Source organism: Actinoplanes sp. NPDC051405, from assembly GCF_055586185.1.
In genome coordinates, this window is the sequence record NZ_JBVJIR010000021.1 from 70,387 (window position 1) to 86,643 (window position 16,257).

General features: G+C 72.5%; 20 protein-coding genes. 13 read left to right on the forward strand and 7 right to left on the reverse strand.

Going from position 1 to position 16,257, the window contains the following annotated elements; translation table 11 throughout:
• Nucleotides 1–27: 27 nt before the first annotated feature.
• The 3 genes from ACZ6S4_RS36475 to ACZ6S4_RS36485 all read left to right on the forward strand — a co-directional run bounded on the left by ACZ6S4_RS36475 (nucleotide 28) and on the right by ACZ6S4_RS36485 (nucleotide 1,210).
• Nucleotides 28–237, forward strand: coding sequence for a DUF3072 domain-containing protein (locus tag ACZ6S4_RS36475; RefSeq protein ID WP_360553312.1), 210 nt, complete (start codon nucleotides 28–30; stop codon nucleotides 235–237).
• Nucleotides 238–342: 105 nt separating this feature from the next.
• Nucleotides 343–579, forward strand: a complete 237-nt coding sequence (locus ACZ6S4_RS36480) for a helix-turn-helix domain-containing protein (protein ID WP_465479270.1) — start codon at nucleotides 343–345, stop codon at nucleotides 577–579.
• A gap of 1 nt (nucleotide 580) precedes the next feature.
• Complete coding sequence (locus tag ACZ6S4_RS36485) at nucleotides 581–1,210, forward strand: Clp protease N-terminal domain-containing protein (RefSeq protein ID WP_465479271.1); 630 nt, start codon at nucleotides 581–583, stop codon at nucleotides 1,208–1,210.
• A gap of 231 nt (nucleotides 1,211–1,441) precedes the next feature.
• Here ACZ6S4_RS36485 and ACZ6S4_RS36490 read toward each other — a convergent pair whose 3' ends face one another.
• Entirely contained in the window at nucleotides 1,442–2,575 is a 1,134-nt protein-coding gene (locus ACZ6S4_RS36490; protein WP_465479272.1) for a hypothetical protein, read from the reverse strand.
• Between the two features lie 273 nt (nucleotides 2,576–2,848).
• Between ACZ6S4_RS36490 and ACZ6S4_RS36495 the strand changes: the two genes are divergently transcribed.
• On the forward strand, nucleotides 2,849–3,271 hold the full coding sequence (locus ACZ6S4_RS36495) for a hypothetical protein (protein WP_433720158.1): 423 nt from the start codon (nucleotides 2,849–2,851) through the stop codon (nucleotides 3,269–3,271).
• Here ACZ6S4_RS36495 and ACZ6S4_RS36500 read toward each other — a convergent pair.
• Complete coding sequence (locus ACZ6S4_RS36500; protein WP_465479273.1) at nucleotides 3,259–3,789, reverse strand: GNAT family N-acetyltransferase; 531 nt, start codon at nucleotides 3,787–3,789, stop codon at nucleotides 3,259–3,261. The two genes, ACZ6S4_RS36495 and ACZ6S4_RS36500, sit on opposite strands and share 13 nt — an antisense overlap.
• Before the next feature lie 17 nt (nucleotides 3,790–3,806).
• On the opposite strand from ACZ6S4_RS36500, the gene ACZ6S4_RS36505 reads away from it, so the two are divergent.
• Complete coding sequence (locus ACZ6S4_RS36505; RefSeq protein ID WP_465479274.1) at nucleotides 3,807–4,532, forward strand: class I SAM-dependent methyltransferase; 726 nt, start codon at nucleotides 3,807–3,809, stop codon at nucleotides 4,530–4,532.
• Here ACZ6S4_RS36505 and ACZ6S4_RS36510 read toward each other — a convergent pair.
• A complete protein-coding gene (locus ACZ6S4_RS36510; RefSeq protein ID WP_465479275.1) occupies nucleotides 4,515–5,696 on the reverse strand; it encodes an ROK family protein in 1,182 nt (393 codons plus the stop codon). The genes ACZ6S4_RS36505 and ACZ6S4_RS36510 overlap by 18 nt on opposite strands.
• A gap of 51 nt (nucleotides 5,697–5,747) precedes the next feature.
• Between ACZ6S4_RS36510 and ACZ6S4_RS36515 the strand changes: the two genes are divergently transcribed.
• The 4 genes from ACZ6S4_RS36515 to ACZ6S4_RS36530 are packed head-to-tail and all read left to right on the forward strand — an operon-like array spanning nucleotide 5,748 to nucleotide 8,980.
• Nucleotides 5,748–6,371, forward strand: coding sequence for an HAD-IA family hydrolase (locus tag ACZ6S4_RS36515; RefSeq protein ID WP_465479276.1), 624 nt, complete (start codon nucleotides 5,748–5,750; stop codon nucleotides 6,369–6,371).
• Between the two features lie 26 nt (nucleotides 6,372–6,397).
• Complete coding sequence (locus ACZ6S4_RS36520; RefSeq protein WP_465479277.1) at nucleotides 6,398–7,474, forward strand: hypothetical protein; 1,077 nt, start codon at nucleotides 6,398–6,400, stop codon at nucleotides 7,472–7,474.
• Between the two features lie 58 nt (nucleotides 7,475–7,532).
• Nucleotides 7,533–7,997, forward strand: a complete 465-nt coding sequence (locus ACZ6S4_RS36525; protein ID WP_433720165.1) for a MarR family winged helix-turn-helix transcriptional regulator — start codon at nucleotides 7,533–7,535, stop codon at nucleotides 7,995–7,997.
• 11 nt (nucleotides 7,998–8,008) lie between these two features.
• A complete protein-coding gene (locus ACZ6S4_RS36530; RefSeq protein ID WP_465479278.1) occupies nucleotides 8,009–8,980 on the forward strand; it encodes a pirin family protein in 972 nt (323 codons plus the stop codon).
• A gap of 15 nt (nucleotides 8,981–8,995) precedes the next feature.
• Here ACZ6S4_RS36530 and ACZ6S4_RS36535 read toward each other — a convergent pair whose 3' ends face one another.
• Both ACZ6S4_RS36535 and ACZ6S4_RS36540 read right to left on the reverse strand, forming a co-directional pair.
• On the reverse strand, nucleotides 8,996–9,748 hold the full coding sequence (locus tag ACZ6S4_RS36535) for a GNAT family N-acetyltransferase (protein ID WP_465479279.1): 753 nt from the start codon (nucleotides 9,746–9,748) through the stop codon (nucleotides 8,996–8,998).
• A 58-nt stretch (nucleotides 9,749–9,806) separates the two neighbouring features.
• Complete coding sequence (locus ACZ6S4_RS36540; protein WP_465479280.1) at nucleotides 9,807–10,412, reverse strand: NAD(P)-dependent oxidoreductase; 606 nt, start codon at nucleotides 10,410–10,412, stop codon at nucleotides 9,807–9,809.
• Between the two features lie 94 nt (nucleotides 10,413–10,506).
• Here ACZ6S4_RS36540 and ACZ6S4_RS36545 point away from each other — a divergent pair, with 94 nt between their 5' ends.
• A complete protein-coding gene (locus ACZ6S4_RS36545; protein WP_465479281.1) occupies nucleotides 10,507–10,872 on the forward strand; it encodes a winged helix-turn-helix transcriptional regulator in 366 nt (121 codons plus the stop codon).
• 45 nt (nucleotides 10,873–10,917) lie between these two features.
• Here the strand turns inward: ACZ6S4_RS36545 and ACZ6S4_RS36550 are convergent, their stop codons facing one another.
• Both ACZ6S4_RS36550 and ACZ6S4_RS36555 read right to left on the reverse strand, forming a co-directional pair.
• Entirely contained in the window at nucleotides 10,918–12,306 is a 1,389-nt protein-coding gene (locus ACZ6S4_RS36550) for a hypothetical protein (protein ID WP_465479282.1), read from the reverse strand.
• A 79-nt stretch (nucleotides 12,307–12,385) separates the two neighbouring features.
• The gene (locus ACZ6S4_RS36555; protein WP_465479283.1) at nucleotides 12,386–12,514 is read right to left on the reverse strand and encodes a hypothetical protein; all 129 of its coding nucleotides are present in this window, start codon (nucleotides 12,512–12,514) and stop codon (nucleotides 12,386–12,388) included.
• A gap of 100 nt (nucleotides 12,515–12,614) precedes the next feature.
• Here ACZ6S4_RS36555 and ACZ6S4_RS36560 point away from each other — a divergent pair, with 100 nt between their 5' ends.
• The 3 genes from ACZ6S4_RS36560 to ACZ6S4_RS36570 all read left to right on the forward strand — a co-directional run bounded on the left by ACZ6S4_RS36560 (nucleotide 12,615) and on the right by ACZ6S4_RS36570 (nucleotide 16,211).
• Entirely contained in the window at nucleotides 12,615–14,192 is a 1,578-nt protein-coding gene (locus ACZ6S4_RS36560; RefSeq protein WP_465479284.1) for a phospholipase D family protein, read from the forward strand.
• 70 nt (nucleotides 14,193–14,262) lie between these two features.
• Nucleotides 14,263–15,570 (forward strand): sensor histidine kinase, encoded by a 1,308-nt coding sequence (locus ACZ6S4_RS36565; RefSeq protein ID WP_465479285.1) that lies wholly within the window; start codon nucleotides 14,263–14,265, stop codon nucleotides 15,568–15,570.
• Nucleotides 15,558–16,211 carry a response regulator gene (locus ACZ6S4_RS36570; protein WP_465479286.1) on the forward strand — a complete coding sequence of 218 codons (654 nt, stop codon included), beginning with the start codon at nucleotides 15,558–15,560 and terminating at the stop codon, nucleotides 16,209–16,211. Before ACZ6S4_RS36565 ends, ACZ6S4_RS36570 begins: the two co-directional genes overlap by 13 nt.
• The last annotated feature ends 46 nt before the right edge of the window (nucleotides 16,212–16,257 follow it).

Below are 16,257 nucleotides of genomic sequence, written 5' to 3' on the forward strand. Positions count from 1 at the left end.
TGTTCGAGATTTCGAGGAGGCAAGGCCATGGCGAATACCGACCAGGATCCGGCGTCGAACACGATCAAGGATCCGGCCGACTGGACCACCGGTGACGAACCGGCGACCGGCGCCCAGCAGTCGTACCTGCACACGTTGGCCTCGGAGGCCCACGAGGACGTGCCGGAGGACCTGACGAAGGCCGAGGCGTCCCAGCGCATCGACGAGCTCCAGGAGAAGACCGGCCGCGGCCAGTAGGCCACCGCCACCAGAAAGGCGTCGGGCAGTCCGCCCGGCGCCTTTTCTGCGCCCCGATTGTCAACCGAAGTTGACAACAGCGCCGTGTCAACGTAAGTTGACAGCATGACCGAAGCAACCGATCTCGCCGCCGCCGCCGGCAGCGCCGATCCTCGGGTCGGCCTGCGGGCGGTCGTGGCACTGCGCCGCCTCCTGGAGGGCCTCGAAAATCTCCAGGTGGCCAATGCGCGACGCAAGGGCTGGTCCTGGCAGGAGATCGCGGACGCCCTCGAGGTGACCCGCCAGGGCGTTCACAAGAAGCACGCCGGTCGCGTGCCCATGCAGGATCCACGGGAGGGCTGAGATGTTCGAGCAATTCACCCATGGCGCACGCGACGCCGTGATGCGGGCCCAGACGGAGGCCCGCGAGCTGCGGCAGAGCCCGATCGGCACCCAGCACGTGCTGATCGCCCTGCTCGCGGACGCCGCCGGCCCGATCGCCTCGGCCGGCGCGCTGACCACCAAGGGGGTCGACGCCCGTTTCGTCCGGGCCGAGGTCCAGCGCCGGGTGGGGCCCGGCCCCGAGCCGAGCGTCCCGGTGCGCGACACCGACGCGGAGGACGCGGCGGCTCTGAAGGCGATCGGCATCGACCTGGACGCGGTCCGCCGGGCGATCGAGGAGAACTTCGGCCCCGGCGCATTGCGGCTGCCACTGGCCACGGCTCCGAAGCGCCGCGGTCTGCTGCGCCGCGCCCGTCCGCGCACCCGCACCAGCGGGCACATCCCGTTCTCGCCGCGGAGCAAGAAGGTGCTCGAGCTCTCCCTGCGCGAGGCGCTCCGGCTCAAGCACAACTTCATCGCGCCGGAGCACATCATGCTGGGCATCCTGCGCGAGGGTCAGGGACTGGCGGTGCAGATCCTCGCCGGCGCCGGGGTGGACCAGGAACGACTCCGCGAGGAGGTCACCCGTTCCCTGAAGAATCAGGCGGCCTGAGCTCCCGGCCCGGGCCCGGGCCAGCGGGTGGGCGACGGCCAGACAGAACGGTACGGGGGGCAGGGCGGCGCAGGCCCGGATCGCATCGGCTCCGGTGCGTTCCCGGTGGTCGCCCTCCACCCGCCGGAGCAGCCGGCCGGCGATCCCCAGCCGCAGGAGAGCAGGGTGGACGTGGACGTGGCGCAGCCGCTCACCCGGCCACCCCGCAAGCTCCGCACACCGTTGGCCCGGTCATCGGCGGGTGTACCAGACGGTCGCGCGGGTGGGCTGGAACGGATCGACGGCGGTGAGGCCCACCGCGAGGCCCCGGTCGTTGATGTCGTTGCCCTGGCTGGTCTCCCGGCCGAGGGCATCGAGCTCCAGCGTCGCGTCCCGCCGCCAGACCACTCCCCTGGTGGCGCTGACCCCGGTCCGGGACCCGACCACGTCGCCACGCTCGTTGATCGCGCTGCCCCCGGTCTGCGCCTGCGTCCCGCCGGCCGCGTCCAGGTCGGTCATGACGCCGTTCTCCCAGCGGAACGCCCGCTCGGAGCTGGTCGCGCTCGCGGCGCTCCCGGTGATCTGGCCCCGGTTGTTGATGTCGTTGGCCCGCGAGTCGGCCCCGCCGAGCGTGCCGAGGTCGGTCATCCGGCCCTTGCGCCACCGGAAGGCGTGAATGTCGCCGGTGGCGGTGGTGGCGAAACCGACGACCTCACCCCGGTCGTTGAGGTCGGTCACGGTGACCCGGTCGCCGCCGAGCGTACCGAGGTCGGTGACCACCCCGCGGTCCCAGAAGTAGGCCCGGCTGGAGAAGGTCTCGCCGGAGACATGGTGCGCGGCGATCTGACCCCGCGCGTTCACTTTCATCGCGCTGGTGAAGCCGCTCGGGATGCCGGTGTCGGTCAGCACGCCGGCCCGCCAGTGGAACACGTGCTCGGAGCCGTCGGGCAGCGTGCTACGGCCGGCGACGTCACCGTTGGCACCGACCGAACGGGCGTTGCTGGTCGGCCCGCCGAGCGTGCCGAGGTCGATCATCCGGCCCTGCCGCCACCGGAACGCGTGCGTGGAGCCGTCCGGCAGGTCACTGTCACCCACCACGTCACCGGCGTCGTTGAGGTCGAACGCGCCGGTGAACGCGCCACCCAGCCCGCCGATGTCGGTGTAGCGGCCGCGCTGCCAGATGGTGCCGCTGAGGAAGAGCAGCACCTGGTCGCGGTTGTTCACCCGCCAGGCAAGGGTGGCCTCCCCGCCGGGCGGCACGATGTCGATGCCGGGCACCACGCGGCTGGGTGGGGCGGCGGTCGCCGGGACGGCCGTCGTCGCCAGCACCAGGCAGGCGACGGGCAGGATGGAGACCGTCAAACGGCGCACGATCGAACCGGTCATGACCCCACCTTCCGGTGACGCGCCACCGGCCCTACCGGCGGCCCGGACTGCCACCAGAGCACACATCCCATCCGCAGGCAACGAGATTGCGCCAACCCGACTCCGCCGGCCGTCACGCACAGTCCGGCACCGCTCCACTGTGGCCGGCCGGACTGGCGTATTTCTCCAGCACCCAGCGAGGCATCCGCGCCGGCGGCCGAGGTCCCCGACTGAAAGGGCGCCCACCTGGGTAGAGACACCCCGCTGGTCGTCTGGTCGACGCGCGGAGGAAACATGAACTATCGGGTCGAGTACAACGGCGAGGATCTCGAGCTCGCCACCCTGGACGCCGCGCTGGACAACGCGAAGCAGGCCATCGCCGCCGATATCGGGCCGGTCAGCGGGTGGACCGTCGAGCACGACGAGTCGATCAACGACTGGTTCGTCCAGGGGGTGATCAACGGTGAGGCGGTCGGAGCGACCGCGGTCGTGACCGGTCCCGAGCCGATGATGACCGCGCAGACCTACCCGCGGCACGCGCCGGCGCACAGCGACGATCTCGCCCGGCGGCGGGTGTTCACCGGCTCGACGCCGGCCGACGCGCTCGGCATGGCGGCGAACTGGCTGGCCGGCCGCCCGGAGGTCGTCGCCGTCGACGACCTGGGCTGGCGTCAGAAGCGCGACGGTTACGAGCTGCGGGTCTACTACCGCAGCTGACCCAGCCTGGCGTAGAGCAGGCGGTCGCGCCACGCGCCGCGGATCAGGAAGTGGTCGTGCAGATGGCCTTCGCGGGTCATGCCGATCTTCTCCAGCACCCGGACCGAGCCGGCGTTCTCCGGGTCGCAGGTCGCGGTGATCCGGTGCAGGCCGCCGCCGGTCAGGCCGAAGTCCAGGACCGCGCGCGCCGCCTCGGTCGCGTACCCCTGGCCCTGGGCCGCCGGGGCGATCAGATAGCCCATCGTGCCGCGCCGGTGCTCCGGGCTCTCGATGTGCAGCTCCGCCGAGCCGATGAGTGCCTGGTCCGCCCGGCGGACCACCGCGAACTTCCAGGTCCGGCGCGGCGTCTCGGTATCAGACGCCAAGGCGTACGTGAGGAAGACGCCGGTCTCCTCCGGCGTGTTCGGACCCCAGTCCATCCACCGCACGACCTGCGGGTCGCCGGCGATCACGTGCAGCGCCGCGTGGTCGTCGGCGCGGAACGGGCGCAGCAGCAGCCGCGCGGTGCTGAGCTCCATCGCGCGATTATCGCCCGGTGCCCGCGTTCAGCGCTGCGCGTAAGCCCTGGACCGGCCGTCCCGGCGGCTGGCTGAATGAGGTGATGACGCGCGCCGCCTACGACGAGATCGCCGACTGGTACGAGTCCGAGTTCATCCGCCCGCAGTCCGCAGAGGACGATCCGCTGGGCGTGCACGACGCGCTGCGCGAGCTGCTCGGCCCCGGCACGGGTCTCTGCCTGGAGATCGGCTGCGGCACGGGCGTGTACGCCGCGGCGGTCCGCCGGTTGGGCCGCACGCCCATCGGTGTGGATCTTTCCGCCGGGATGCTGCGGCACGCCGCCGGCCGGCTCCCGGTCGCGCGGGGCGACGCCACCCGGCTGCCGTTCGCCGACGCCTCGGTGCCCGCGGTCATCGCGATGATGGTGCACACCGACATGCCCGATTACCCGGCCGTGCTGCACGAGGCCCGCCGGGTGCTCGCGCCCGGCGGCGTCTTCGTGCACGTCGGCGTGCACCCGTGCTTCTGCGGCGCGTTCGCCGACCGCGCCGACCCGGCCGCCACCGTGATCCGCCCCGGCTACCGCGAGCGCGGCTACAGCCGGGACTCCTGGACCAGCCAGGGCGTGCGCGACAAGGTCGGCGCGATGCACTTCCCGCTGGCCGAGCTGCTCGGCGCGTTCGTCGCCGCCGGGCTGACCGCGGACGGGTTCGTCGAGGGCGGCGAGCCGACGCCGATCACCTTCTCAGTGCGGGCCCGCTGACCACTCGGCCAGCGCGGTCTCGCTGGTGACGTGGTCCAGCGCCAGGATCGCCGCGCCGTGCAGCGCGCCGTCGTCGCCGTGCACCGCGTCGACCACCGGCGGCGGTTGTCCACGATGGAACGCCATGAGCCCTTCCGTGTAGGCGGCGTCGAAGACGTCCGGGGCGGCCGCGCGCAGCGGAGCGGCGAGCCCGCCGAGCGTGACCATGTCCGGGTCGTGCACGTTGACCAGGCCGCCGATGCCCGCGCCGAGCGCGCCCGCGACGGCCGCCAGGGCCCGGCGGGTGGCCGGGTCGCGCGGTGAGCGGTCCAGGACCTGCCGGGCGAACCCGCGGGGATCGGCCGGGGCGGGCACGCCGAGGTGCCGGGCCAGGGCGCGGCCGTCGATCTCGAGATCCCAGCAGCCGCGCGCCCCGCACGGACAGGGCAAGGACCGTTTCCCGTACGGCTGATGGCCGTACTCACCCGCAGCACCGTGCGCACCGGTCGATGGTTGCCCGTCCACCGTGAAGGCCCCACCGATGCCGACCTCGACCATCAGGTGCAACGCCGCCCGCGCCCCCACCGCTGCCCCGGTGCGGGCCTCGGCGAGCCCGGCCAGCGTGGCGTCGTTGCCGGGCAGCAGCGGAACGGTGCCGCCGGCGGTGAGCGTGGTCAGGTCGACGTCCCGCCAGCCCAGCGTCGCGGACTGGGCGAGCCGGCCGTCGTGGATCGACCCGACGACGGCGAGGGCGATCGCGCGCAGCCGGTGCCCGTAGCGGTCCCGCACAGCGTCGATCACCCGGCGGATGTCCGCGAGCACGGTCTCCGGGTCCCGGCCGACGTGCCGGAAGCCGGTGACGTCACGCAGCTCCCCGTCGACGCCGGCCACCGCGTACCGCCAGTCGGCCATGCGGAGGTCGATCGCCAGCACGACCGGTCCGCCGGGGTGAGCGCCGAGCACGGTGGTCGGCCGGCCCCGGCCCTGCGGCGGCGCGGGCGTCTCGGCGAGCAGGCTCAGTGCCCGCATCCGGCCGGTGAGCTCGGTGGCCAGGCCGCTGGTGAGCTGCAGGTCATGGGCCAGGGCGGCGCGGGTGGACCCCGGATGCAGACGCAGCCAGGCGAGCACCTGGGACGCCGTGTGCCAGCGGGTCTCCTGGGCGCGGCGACGAACGGGACTTGCCATGACGGGGGTTCACCACCTTATGCTCGTACGACGAGGATAATGGAGGACGGCGTGGACCTGACCATCATCGAGGCGGTGCTCTTCGACATGGACGGCACCCTGGTCGATTCCGACGCGGCCGTCGAACGCGCCTGGCGGGTGTGGGCCGCGGAGTACGCCGTGGACCCGGCCGCCGTCCTGGCTGTCGCGCACGGCGCCCCGGCCGAACGTACGGTCCGGCTGGTCCGTCCGGACCTCACCGAAGCCGGCGTCGCCGAGGCCGCGGCCCGCCAGCTGACTTTGCAGTACGACGACCTGTCCGACGTCGTGGCCACACCCGGCGCACCCGAACTGCTGGCCGCGCTGCGCCTGCCGTGGGCCATCGTGACCAGCGCAGACGTCCGGCTGGCCAAGGCCCGGCTGGGCGCCGCCGGCATCGCGGCACCACTGCTGGTCACGGTCGAGGACGTACGGGTCGGCAAGCCGGACCCGGAGGGCTACCTGCGCGCCGCCGAGCTGCTGGGCGTCGCGCCGGAGCGCTGCCTGGTGGTCGAGGACGCGGAGGTCGGGGTGACGGCGGGCCGGGCCGCCGGTGCTCAGGTGGCCGCCCTCAAGGGCGTCGACGCCGACCTGCCCATCATCGATCTGCGCGCTCTCAACCGACTCCTGGTCGCCGCGGGCAAAGCGCACGCCTGACCAGGCCGCCGCCAGGAAGTGATCGCATGGACAGCAATGTCAGGCAGGCCGGCATCGCGCAGGCGGCGCTGGGCTACGCGATCACCGCCCTCGGCGCGTGTCTCGTGCTGCTGGCCGGCGACTTCGGCGTACCCCCGGAGGCGCTGGCCTGGCTGCCCGCCACCTTCGGCTTCGGCCTGCTCGCGATGGCCCCGGCCGGACCGCTGCTGTTGCGGAGCAGTCCGCCCCCGGCCCTGATCGGTGGCTCGCTGGCCGTGGCGGGCGGATCGACGCTGCTCGCGCTCGCACCCGTCCCGGGCGTGGCCGTCGCGGGAGCTCTGCTGCTGGGTGCCGGCGGGGCGGCGTTCGCCCTGGTCACCCCGGCGCTGCTGGCCGGGGCCCAGGCGGCGGTGCAGCTCACCAAGGTCAACGCCGCGTCCAGCACCGCGTCGGTCCTGGCCCCGGCGACGATCGGCGGTCTCAACGCCACCGGTGTGGTCAGCGGGCGGCTCGCGCTGCTGGCCGTCGTACCCCCGCTGCTTTTTCTGGCCGCGACCACCCGCCCGGCCGCGACCGGATCCGGGCCGCAACCGGGTGCCCGGCCCGCGGCCGGCGCGGTGTCGCGGCGCTGGGGCGTCGTGGTGCTGGCCGTGTCGGTGGAATTCTGCTTCACCATCTGGGCGGTGGCCCGGCTCGCCGCCGCCGGCCTGACGCCCGGAACCGCCGCCACGCTCGGCACGGCCTTCCCGGTCGGCATGGCGCTCGGCCGGCTGGCCGGTCCGGCCCTGATCCGCCGGATACCGGTGGTGCCGATCGGCGCCGCGGTCACCGCGGCGGGCGCGCTCGTGGTCGTCGTCGCCGGCGGCGCGGCCGCGATCACCGCGGGCCTGGTGGTGGCCGGTGCGGGCGTGGCCACCCGCTATCCGGTGGCCCTGGCCGGGCTGGTCGCGACACCCCGGTTGAGCGCCGCGCACGCCGCGTCCTTGGGCGCGCTCGCTTCGGGTACGGCGATTCTGGCGGCCCCGGCGGCGCTGGCCCGGCTCGCCGACCTGGTGGACCTGCGGCTCGCCTTCCTGATCACTCTCCCGCTGCTGGCCGCCCTGCTCCAGTTGCGCCGCCGGTGACGATCGCCACCGCGCCGCACCCCTGTTATTTCAGATTTGAAGGAGTATGGTTCTGGGCATGACCGAACCGCTCAGCGCCACCCAGCAGGCCGCCTGGCGCGCCTTCGTGGAGAGCAGCTGGGCGCTGCACAACCGCCTCGAGGACGACCTGCGGGCCGGCACCGGGTTGAGCATGGCGGACTACCACGTGCTGGTCGTGCTCTCCGAGGCGCCGGAGCACCGGCTCCGGATGGGTGAGCTGGCCGGCCGCCTGGTCTTCTCGCCCAGCCGGTGCACCTACCAGATCACCACCATGGTCAAGCGCGGCCTGGTCCGGAAGCAGAGCTGCTCCGACGACGGCCGCGGCCAGGAGGCCGTGCTGACCGACGCCGGAATGGCCGCGCTGACCGCCGCCGCGCCGCTGCATCTCGCCACCGTGCGGGAGACGTTCATCGACGACCTCGACGATGCCGAGCTCGCCACCATCACCCGCGTCTTCGGACGCCTGGGTCCCCGACTGCGCACGCAGCCGGTCGCAGTCTGAGGGAGAAGATCATGCCAGCGATCACCGTCGACGACGTCCTGGTCCTGCCGCGCCTGCCGCAGCTCGACCCGGCCACCACCAGCTACCGGCCGGTGCGCCGGCTGACCACCGCCCCGTCCGGCTTCGAGGGCGAGGGCTTCCCGGTCCGGCGCGCCTTCGCGGGCGTACCGGTGAACGAGCTCGACCCGTTCATCCACCTCGACCAGATGGGCGAGGTCGACTACGCGCCGGGCGAGCCCAAGGGCACCCCGTGGCACCCGCACCGCGGCTTCGAGACCGTCACCTACATGATCGACGGCACCATGGACCACCAGGACTCCCTCGGTGGCGGCGGCACGATCACCAACGGCGACACCCAGTGGATGACCGCGGGCGGCGGCATCCTGCACATCGAGGCCCCGCCGGAGAAGCTGGTCACCAGCGGCGGGCTGTTCCACGGCCTGCAGCTGTGGGTCAACCTGCCCCGCGCGGCCAAGATGATCGCCCCGAAGTACCAGGACATCCGCGGCCGCGAGTCGGCCCTGCTGACCACCCCGGACGGCGGCAGCCTGATCCGCGTGATCGCCGGCGAGGTTGCCGGGCACGCCGGCCCCGGCTCGACGTTCACCCCGATCAACCTGGCCCACGTCACGCTGCAGCCGGGCGCCCAGCTCGACCTGCCCTGGCAGCCGGACTACAACGCCCTGGTCTACGTGCTGGCCGGCCGCGGCACGGTCGGCGTGGAGCAGCGCCCGATCCAGATCGGCCAGCTGGCCTCCCACGGCGCCGGCGACTCGATCCGGGTGAACGCGGACAAGACCCAGGACTCGAACATCCCGGCGATGGAACTGTTCATCCTGGGCGGCCGGCCGATCCGCGAGCCGGTGGCGCACTACGGGCCGTTCGTGATGAACACCCGCGAGGAGCTCATGCAGGCGTTCGAGGACTACCAGAAGGGCCGCTTGGGAGTGATCCCGGCGGAGCGCCTGCCGCACACGAACTGACAGCGGGCGCTCGGCTCAGCGGGGCGGCGAGCAGAGACCCAGCCACTGCTCGGCGCCCCAGGCGTCGAACCGCTCGACCTCGGCGAACCCCAGCTTCGCGGCGAGCCGCATCGACGCGACGTTGGCGGTCTGGGTGGTGAGCACCACCGGTTCGCCGGGGAGCGCGGTGGCGAGCCAGCCGAGTGCCGCCGCGCACGCCTCGAAGGCGTAGCCGAAGCCCCAGGCCCGCGGCAGGAGCAGGTAGCCGAGATCGACCTTTCCCGCGGCTGCCGGGCGGCGGTGGCCGGTGGCTCTCCGGAGCAGCACCTGGCCTATCATCGCCCCGTCGAGATCAACGACGAAGCTGCCGGGCCACCGCTCGGGGGCCGGGGGTAGGTCGCGCTCAAGCTCGGCACGAGGCCGGGGGCCGCCGAGATAGGTGTGCACCTCGGATGAGGCCAGCAACTCGACGAAGGCCGTACGGTCCCGGGTCGCGGACTCCCTGAGCGTGAGCCTCTCGGTTCTGATCGGCTCGGGCGGCCAGGTGACGGGTCCCAGATCCTGCATTCCGCGCACGTTAACGGGTGGCCGCCAGTTCGCTCCTGGTTCGTGTCGGTCGCAACCGAAGCCGTCGTTGTCCCGGTCCAGGTCGTAGATGTCGGTGCCGATGGCCTTGACCACGCCGTCGACACGGGACGGTCCGTTGCCGCCGCTGTAGTGGGGGTCGCAGTCAACGGACTCCGGCGACGCCGCGATCTTCTGCGTCTCTTGAACCGTCCGCTTCTGCACTACGGGAGCCGCCCGGGCCCACAACCCTTGTGCTGGGATTCGCTGGCCCGTCAGCTTCTCAGCTTGTGAAGGACTCCTCCCCGAACCAGCCGACTCCGATGTGCTCCCGATGGTGCCTCGGCTGCTCGACCTCGTCGATCAACGCGATCGCCAGGTCGGCATAGGAGATCCGCGACCCGGCATCCGCGGGCAGCACCCGGTAGCCGCCGAGGCGCGGGCCGCCGTGGTCGAAGTCGCCGGCCGGGCTGACCACCACCCAGTCCCCCTCGAGAGCGGCGACCCCGGCCGCATGGGCAAGGTAGAAGTCACGCCACTCCTGCGGGTAGCCGTCGGTGTCCATCAACAAGGTGCCGTCGGCGGTGGGCAGCACGCCGGCCAGTCCGACCACGACGATCCGTCCCGCTCCGGCAGAGGACAAGGACTTCGCCGCTCGTACGAAGAAGTCCGGACCGCTCTGATAGACCGCGCTGATCACCGCGTCGGCGCCATCGGCATGGGCGGCGGCGTCCAGCACATCGCCCGCGACGACCCGCGCATCGGGCGGACCTTGATAGCGGGAAACGTCCCGCACGACCGCGGTCACGTCATGGCCACGGGCCAGGGCCTCGGCCACAGCGGTACGCCCGGCCCGGCCGCCCGCCCCGAAGATCGCGATTCTGCTCATGCCGGGACGCTATGCCGGCCACCGATATCCGCCCGGATACGAAGGTGCGCCGCGGTATCCCCCGGGATACCGGCCGGGCCGTTACCGTGGACGGATGCGTGCGCCGCTGGAGCCGGACATGTTCGATCCGGTCTGCCCGTCGACCCTCACCCCGATCCGTTTCGGGGACAAGTGGGCGGGCATGGTCCTCCGCTGTCTGGAGGGCGGGCCGCGACGCTTCTCGGAGCTACGGGTGCCGCTGCCCGGCGTCACCGCACGGACCCTCACCCGCTCGCTGCGCGGCCTCGAACGCGACGGTTTCGTCTGCCGCGCCGAGGGCCACGGCTACGCACTGACGCCGCTGGGCGTCAGCATGCTGGAGCCGATGAACGCCGCCTGCGCCTGGACCCGCGAGCACTGGGACGAACTCATCGATGCCCGCGAAGCCGGCCTCGGCCTGGCCGTCGACAGCCCGCGCTAGCAAGCGCACCGGCCCGGCCGCCGGCAACGCGGGTCGCAGCGCCGGTCAGTTGGGGAAGGACTTCGGGTCGACGTCGCTGGTCGAGGCGTTGCCGCCGACCACCGGGGTCAGGGTGATCGTCCAGATCGAGGCCGAGAACGACGTCGTGCTGAACTTGAACGTGTCGTCGAACTTGCTGAACGAGCAGTCCCGCGTGAAGCCCTTCTTGCCCTTGTCCCAGTCCTCGCCCGACGCCGTGTAGACGCGGTACGTGCCGTCGCGCACGCCCTTCGCCGTGAAGGTGGCGCCGCCGCGGACGTACACGGTCAGGACCGGCTTGGGCTTTTTGCCCTTGGCCGGCACCAGGCTGACCGTCGTGTCGTCCGCGCCGTTCTTGATCTTCAGGTGGCCGGAGCCGCCGGTGCTCGAACGGGTGATGAACGTGCCGTTCTTGAGGCGGCGCTTGCTCTCCTTGGGCGCCGCCGGCAGGAACGTGCCGAACTTGAACGCCGGGTCCGCGGCCGCCAGCTTCTTCGCGTCCTCGCGGATGCCGTCGGCCCAGCCCGACTGCAGGACCGTCGCCCACGGGGAGGCGGCCGGGCATTCCTGCTTGGCCGAGGCCGACTCGTCGACCATGTCGCCGAGGCTCTGCAGCTCCAGGGTCAGCTGGCCGTGCGCGGCCGCCGCGGCGGCGGGTGGCTGGACGGCGCGCAGCTTGTCGGCCTCGGCGCGGATCGTGGTCACGGCCGTCGGCGCCGCCTTGGCGAAGGCCGCGCTGTCGGCGGTGTTCAGCTTGCGGAAGCTTGTGCCGATCGCCGTGTCGGAGGCCGCCAGCACCTGGGCGTACTGCTCCGGGGCGAGCGGGGTGGTGGATCTGGGGGCGCTGCTGCCGGCGGTCGCGGCCACGCCGTTGCGGTTGCCGGCCTGCGGGCTGTCGTCGTCGTCCCCGCTGAAGACGCGGACGACGCCGCAGCAGCCCAGGGCGAGCAGCACCACGAGGCTGCCGCCGATCACCGCGTTGCGCTTGTTGTTACGCGGCGCGGCCTGCGGCGGCCCGGCAAAAGCCTGGGGCTGACCCGGGAAGGGCTGGGGCTGCCCAGGAAAAGGCTGGCCGGGGAACGGCTGGCCGGGATGAGGCTGGCCGGGGTAGGGCTGGCCGGGGTAGGGCTGGCCGGGGTAGGGCTGGCCGGGCGGCGGCGGGTAACCCGGCCCGGCCGCGGGAGCACCCGGGTAGGGCTGCGGCGGCGGGAACGGTGACGACACCCGGATGGTCACGGCGACGTTGCCGGCGGTCGGGCTCTGCACCCAGACGACCGCGCCGTCGACGGTGCCGGGGGGCACCACCACATTGAGCGGGCCGTGCGTCGGCGACCAGACGGTCCTGCTGGTCCCTGCTGCCGCCTCCGCCTGCGGGACCTCGATGACTGCGCTGCTGTACCCCGGATCCCCCGTCATGCCGACGAGTATGGGCCAGGCGCGCCAACCGGCGCTGCCCCATATCCGTCACATGCCACAACGGTTCGGTATCGGCAGCTCAGGACATCAGCAGCATCGCGCCCACGCCGGCGAGCACCAGCAGCAGCATGGCGATGAGCAGGCCGCGCTCGGAGGCGGCGGCCGCGTCGGCCGGGGTGGCGGTCGAGGTCAGGGGCTCAGTCGTCATGGAGTGTTTCCCATCTCACAGGGGGACGCGTGCTTCAGCGTGCGTTCGGCCGTCAAGGGGCCTACGGTGAGGGCGTCGTCGACCTCGGAAGGGCTGCCCCGTGCCACTGGAGGACTGGTTCCTGACCGCGGACGAGCGTGGCAACCCGGACTCAGACATACCCACCTGGTGCACGGGAAACACCGCCGAACCGCTTATCCACGGAAGAACGTATTTCGACCGGTTGGTGAACGAGGTGGAAGCGCTGCGTGAAGGCGACCACCTCTTCTTCACCGACTGGCGGGGTGACCCGGACGAGCGGATGCGCGACGACGGGCCGACCATCGCCGAGCTGTTCGCCGCGGCCGCCAAACGCGGCGTGGTGGTCAAGGGCCTGCTCTGGCGCTCGCACGTCGACAAGCTGGCGTACAGCGAGGAGGAGAACCGCAGCCTCGGTGACGACATCGCCGCCGCCGGCGGTGAGGTGCTGCTCGACCAGCGGGTACGCCGCGGCGGCTCGCACCACCAGAAGCTTGTGATCATCCGTCACCCGGACGAGCCGGAGCGTGACATCGCCTTCGCCGGTGGCATCGACCTGTGCCACAGCCGCCGCGACGACGCCGACCACCACGGTGACCCGCAGCCGATCGCGATGGCCTCCGCGTACGGCAAGAATCCGCCCTGGCACGACGTGCAGCTGGCCCTGCGCGGCCCGGTGGTCGGCGCCCTGGATCTCACCTTCCGCGAGCGCTGGACCGACAAGGTGCCGCTGGACCAGCACGGCCCGATCTCCACGATCGAGGACAAGCTGCGCGGCGCCGATCTGCACGCCGACAAGCTCCCGCCGCAGCCGCCGGACCCGCCGGAGTGCGGTCCGCACGACATCCAGGTCCTGCGCACCTATCCGGCGATGCGCCCGCCGTACGGCTTCGCCCGGCTGGGTGAGCAGAGCATCGCCCGGGGCTACACGAAAGCCATCAAACGGGCCCGCCGGCTGATCTACCTCGAGGACCAGTACCTGTGGTCCAAGGAGGTCGCCCAGCTCTTCGCGGACGCGCTCAACGACAACGAGAATCTGCACCTGGTCGCGGTCGTCCCCCGGCACCCGGACGTGGACGGCCGGTTCGCCCTGCCGCCCAACCAGGTCGGCCGCGAGGAGGCCATCGAGCTGTGCCGCAAGGCCGCCCCGGACCGGGTGCACGTCTTCGACGTGGAGAACCACGCGGGCACTCCGGTCTACGTGCACGCCAAGGTGTGTGTGGTCGACGACGTCTGGGCCAGCACGGGCAGCGACAATTTCAACCGTCGTTCGTGGACCCACGACAGTGAGCTGTCGTGCGCCGTGCTGGACAACACCCGCGACGAGCGGGTGCCGCTGGATCCGGCCGGCCAGGGTGAGGGCGCCCGCACATATGCGCGTGACCTGCGGCTCGCCCTCATGCGTGAGCACCTGGACCGCACCGACGACGAGGGGCTGATCGACCCGGACGACGCGGTGCGCACGATCAGCGCCGCCGCCGACGCGTTGCGGGACTGGCATGCGAACGGTGAGCGGGGCCCTCGTCCCCCGGGCCGGCTGGTGCCCCACGAGACCGAGCGCCTGCCGTGGTGGCAGCGGTTGTGGGCCGTCCCGGCGTACAGGCTCATCTATGACCCGGACGGACGGCCGTGGCGGGCCCGCCGGGCCGGCACCTGGTAGTGCCAGGCATACCCCCGGTGTAGCCGTGGACGGCTGGGAACGACCCCGCGGCGGTCATTACCGTGACGCTGTGTCAACAATCGAGACTCCCTGGCAAGCCCTCCGCAGCCGTCACTACCTGCTCACGTCGAGCCCGTGGCGCGCGATCCTCTACGGATTGACCACCCTGCCGCTCGCCGGTGTCGTCGGTGTCGGGCTCGGCACGCTGATCCTGCCCTGGCTGGCCGCCGGCCTGCGGTTCAACGACGGCCGGGTGATCGACGGCCCGCTGCTGTTCGTGATGGTCACCGCCCTGGCGATGTTCGCCGGGGCGGGACCGCTGGTCGCGATCCCGCTCGCCGCCGTCGAACGCGGCCGGCTGGCCCTGATCGACCAGCGGCCCGTGCAGTCGGCCCACCGGCCGTTGCGCACGGACCCGATCACCTGGCTGCGGGTCCGCTACACCGAGGCGGCCACCTGGCGGGAGGTCCTCTACGGCGCCTTCCTGGGCCTGATCGTCCCGGTCGTCTACGGCATGTACGCCTTCCTCGCCCTGATCGACTTCGCTTTCCTGGTGAGCCCGCTGTTCGCCGCGTCCGGCACGGACAGCTGGCAGTTCGGGGTGTTCACGGTCAGCACCCTCGGGCAGGCGATCCCGCTGGCGATCGTCGGGCTGCTGCTGATCCCGGTCCTGATCTACCTGCTCGGCCTGATCGCCGCCGGTCAGGCCGCGACGGCGCGGGCGCTGCTCGGCGACCGGGACGGCACGGCGTTGCGGGCGGTGGCGCAGTCGCGGGCCCGGCTGGTGGACGCGTTCGAGGCGGAGCGGCGGCGCATCGAGCGGGATCTGCACGACGGCGCCCAGCACCGGCTCACCAGCCTCACCCTGCAGCTCGGCATGGCCCGGCTGGACGTGCCCGCGGATTCGCCGGCCGCGGCGCCGCTGGCGCAGGCGCACGACGAGGCCAAGGAGCTGATGGTGGTGCTGCGGGAGCTGATCCACGGCATCCGGCCGCAGTCGCTGGCCGATCTGGGTCTGCCCGCCGCGCTGCGGGAGCTGACGGTCCGCTCGCCGCTGCCGGTGACGGTCACGGTCGCGGAGGGCCTGCAACGCCCGGCTCCGCACCTGGAGAGCACGGCCTACTTCGCGGCCTCGGAGGCCCTGGCCAACGTGGTGAAGCACGCCGCGGCGAGCCGCGCCGATGTGCTGCTCGCGCAGGCCGGCGACATGCTGGTCCTGGAGGTACGCGATGACGGGCACGGTGGCGCGGACCCGGCACACGGCACCGGGCTGACCGGGCTGGCGGACCGGGTGGCCGCCGTCGGTGGCCGCCTGCTGCTGGCCAGTCCCGCGGGTGGCCCTACCCTGATCCGGGTGGAGCTTCCGTGGCAGAGCTGATCCGGGTGGTGCTGGCCGAGGACGGTGTGCTGCTGCGCGAGGGCCTGGTCGGGGTGCTCTCCCGCTTCGGCTGCACGGTGGTGGCGGCGGTCGGTGACGGCCCCGGGCTGCTCGCGGCGGCCGCCGAGCACCGGCCCGACCTCGTGATCACCGACATCCGGATGCCACCCACCTTCACCGACGAGGGCCTGCGGGCGGCGGTCACCCTGCGCCGGGAGCAGCCGGGACTGGCGGTCGTCGTGCTGAGCCAGTACGTGCAGGAGGAGTACGCGGCCGCGCTGCTGGACACCGGCGACGGCCGCCGGGTCGGTTACCTGCTCAAGGACCGCATCGTCGACGTGCAGGAGTTCATGACCTCGCTGCACACGGTGGCCGGCGGTGGCACGGTGGTGGATCCCGAGGTCGTACGCCGGTTGCTGCGCCGGCCCAAGGACCCGCTGGCGGCGCTGTCCCCGCGCGAGCGGGAGGTGCTGGGGCTGGTCGCCGAGGGCCACTCGAACTCGGCGATCGCGGCCCGGCTGTTCGTGACCGAGGCGGCCGTCGGCAAGCACGTGGGCAGCATCCTGGCCAAGCTGGATCTGCCGCCGGCCGAGGACACCAACCGCCGGGTGCTGGCCGTCCTGGCCTATCTGCGCGCCTGATCCCCCGAAACGCTTGACCCTGACGCTACGTCAACCCTGGACCCTG

What these genes read in the sequence shown, in the direction of transcription:
- ACZ6S4_RS36530 (WP_465479278.1), top strand. Translation starts at nt 8,009, where the DNA reads ATGCCAGCGATCACCGTCGACGACGTCCTGGTCCTGCCGCGCCTGCCG.
- ACZ6S4_RS36500 (WP_465479273.1), bottom strand. Translation starts at nt 3,789, where the DNA reads ATGGAGCTCAGCACCGCGCGGCTGCTGCTGCGCCCGTTCCGCGCCGAC.
- ACZ6S4_RS36555 (WP_465479283.1), bottom strand. Translation starts at nt 12,514, where the DNA reads ATGACGACTGAGCCCCTGACCTCGACCGCCACCCCGGCCGACGCGGCC.
- ACZ6S4_RS36485 (WP_465479271.1), top strand. Translation starts at nt 581, where the DNA reads ATGTTCGAGCAATTCACCCATGGCGCACGCGACGCCGTGATGCGGGCC.
- ACZ6S4_RS36490 (WP_465479272.1), bottom strand. Translation starts at nt 2,575, where the DNA reads ATGACCGGTTCGATCGTGCGCCGTTTGACGGTCTCCATCCTGCCCGTC.
- ACZ6S4_RS36525 (WP_433720165.1), top strand. Translation starts at nt 7,533, where the DNA reads ATGACCGAACCGCTCAGCGCCACCCAGCAGGCCGCCTGGCGCGCCTTC.
- ACZ6S4_RS36545 (WP_465479281.1), top strand. Translation starts at nt 10,507, where the DNA reads ATGCGTGCGCCGCTGGAGCCGGACATGTTCGATCCGGTCTGCCCGTCG.
- ACZ6S4_RS36510 (WP_465479275.1), bottom strand. Translation starts at nt 5,696, where the DNA reads ATGGCAAGTCCCGTTCGTCGCCGCGCCCAGGAGACCCGCTGGCACACG.
- ACZ6S4_RS36520 (WP_465479277.1), top strand. Translation starts at nt 6,398, where the DNA reads ATGGACAGCAATGTCAGGCAGGCCGGCATCGCGCAGGCGGCGCTGGGC.
- ACZ6S4_RS36475 (WP_360553312.1), top strand. Translation starts at nt 28, where the DNA reads ATGGCGAATACCGACCAGGATCCGGCGTCGAACACGATCAAGGATCCG.
- ACZ6S4_RS36540 (WP_465479280.1), bottom strand. Translation starts at nt 10,412, where the DNA reads ATGAGCAGAATCGCGATCTTCGGGGCGGGCGGCCGGGCCGGGCGTACC.
- ACZ6S4_RS36480 (WP_465479270.1), top strand. Translation starts at nt 343, where the DNA reads ATGACCGAAGCAACCGATCTCGCCGCCGCCGCCGGCAGCGCCGATCCT.
- ACZ6S4_RS36550 (WP_465479282.1), bottom strand. Translation starts at nt 12,306, where the DNA reads ATGACGGGGGATCCGGGGTACAGCAGCGCAGTCATCGAGGTCCCGCAG.
- ACZ6S4_RS36495 (WP_433720158.1), top strand. Translation starts at nt 2,849, where the DNA reads ATGAACTATCGGGTCGAGTACAACGGCGAGGATCTCGAGCTCGCCACC.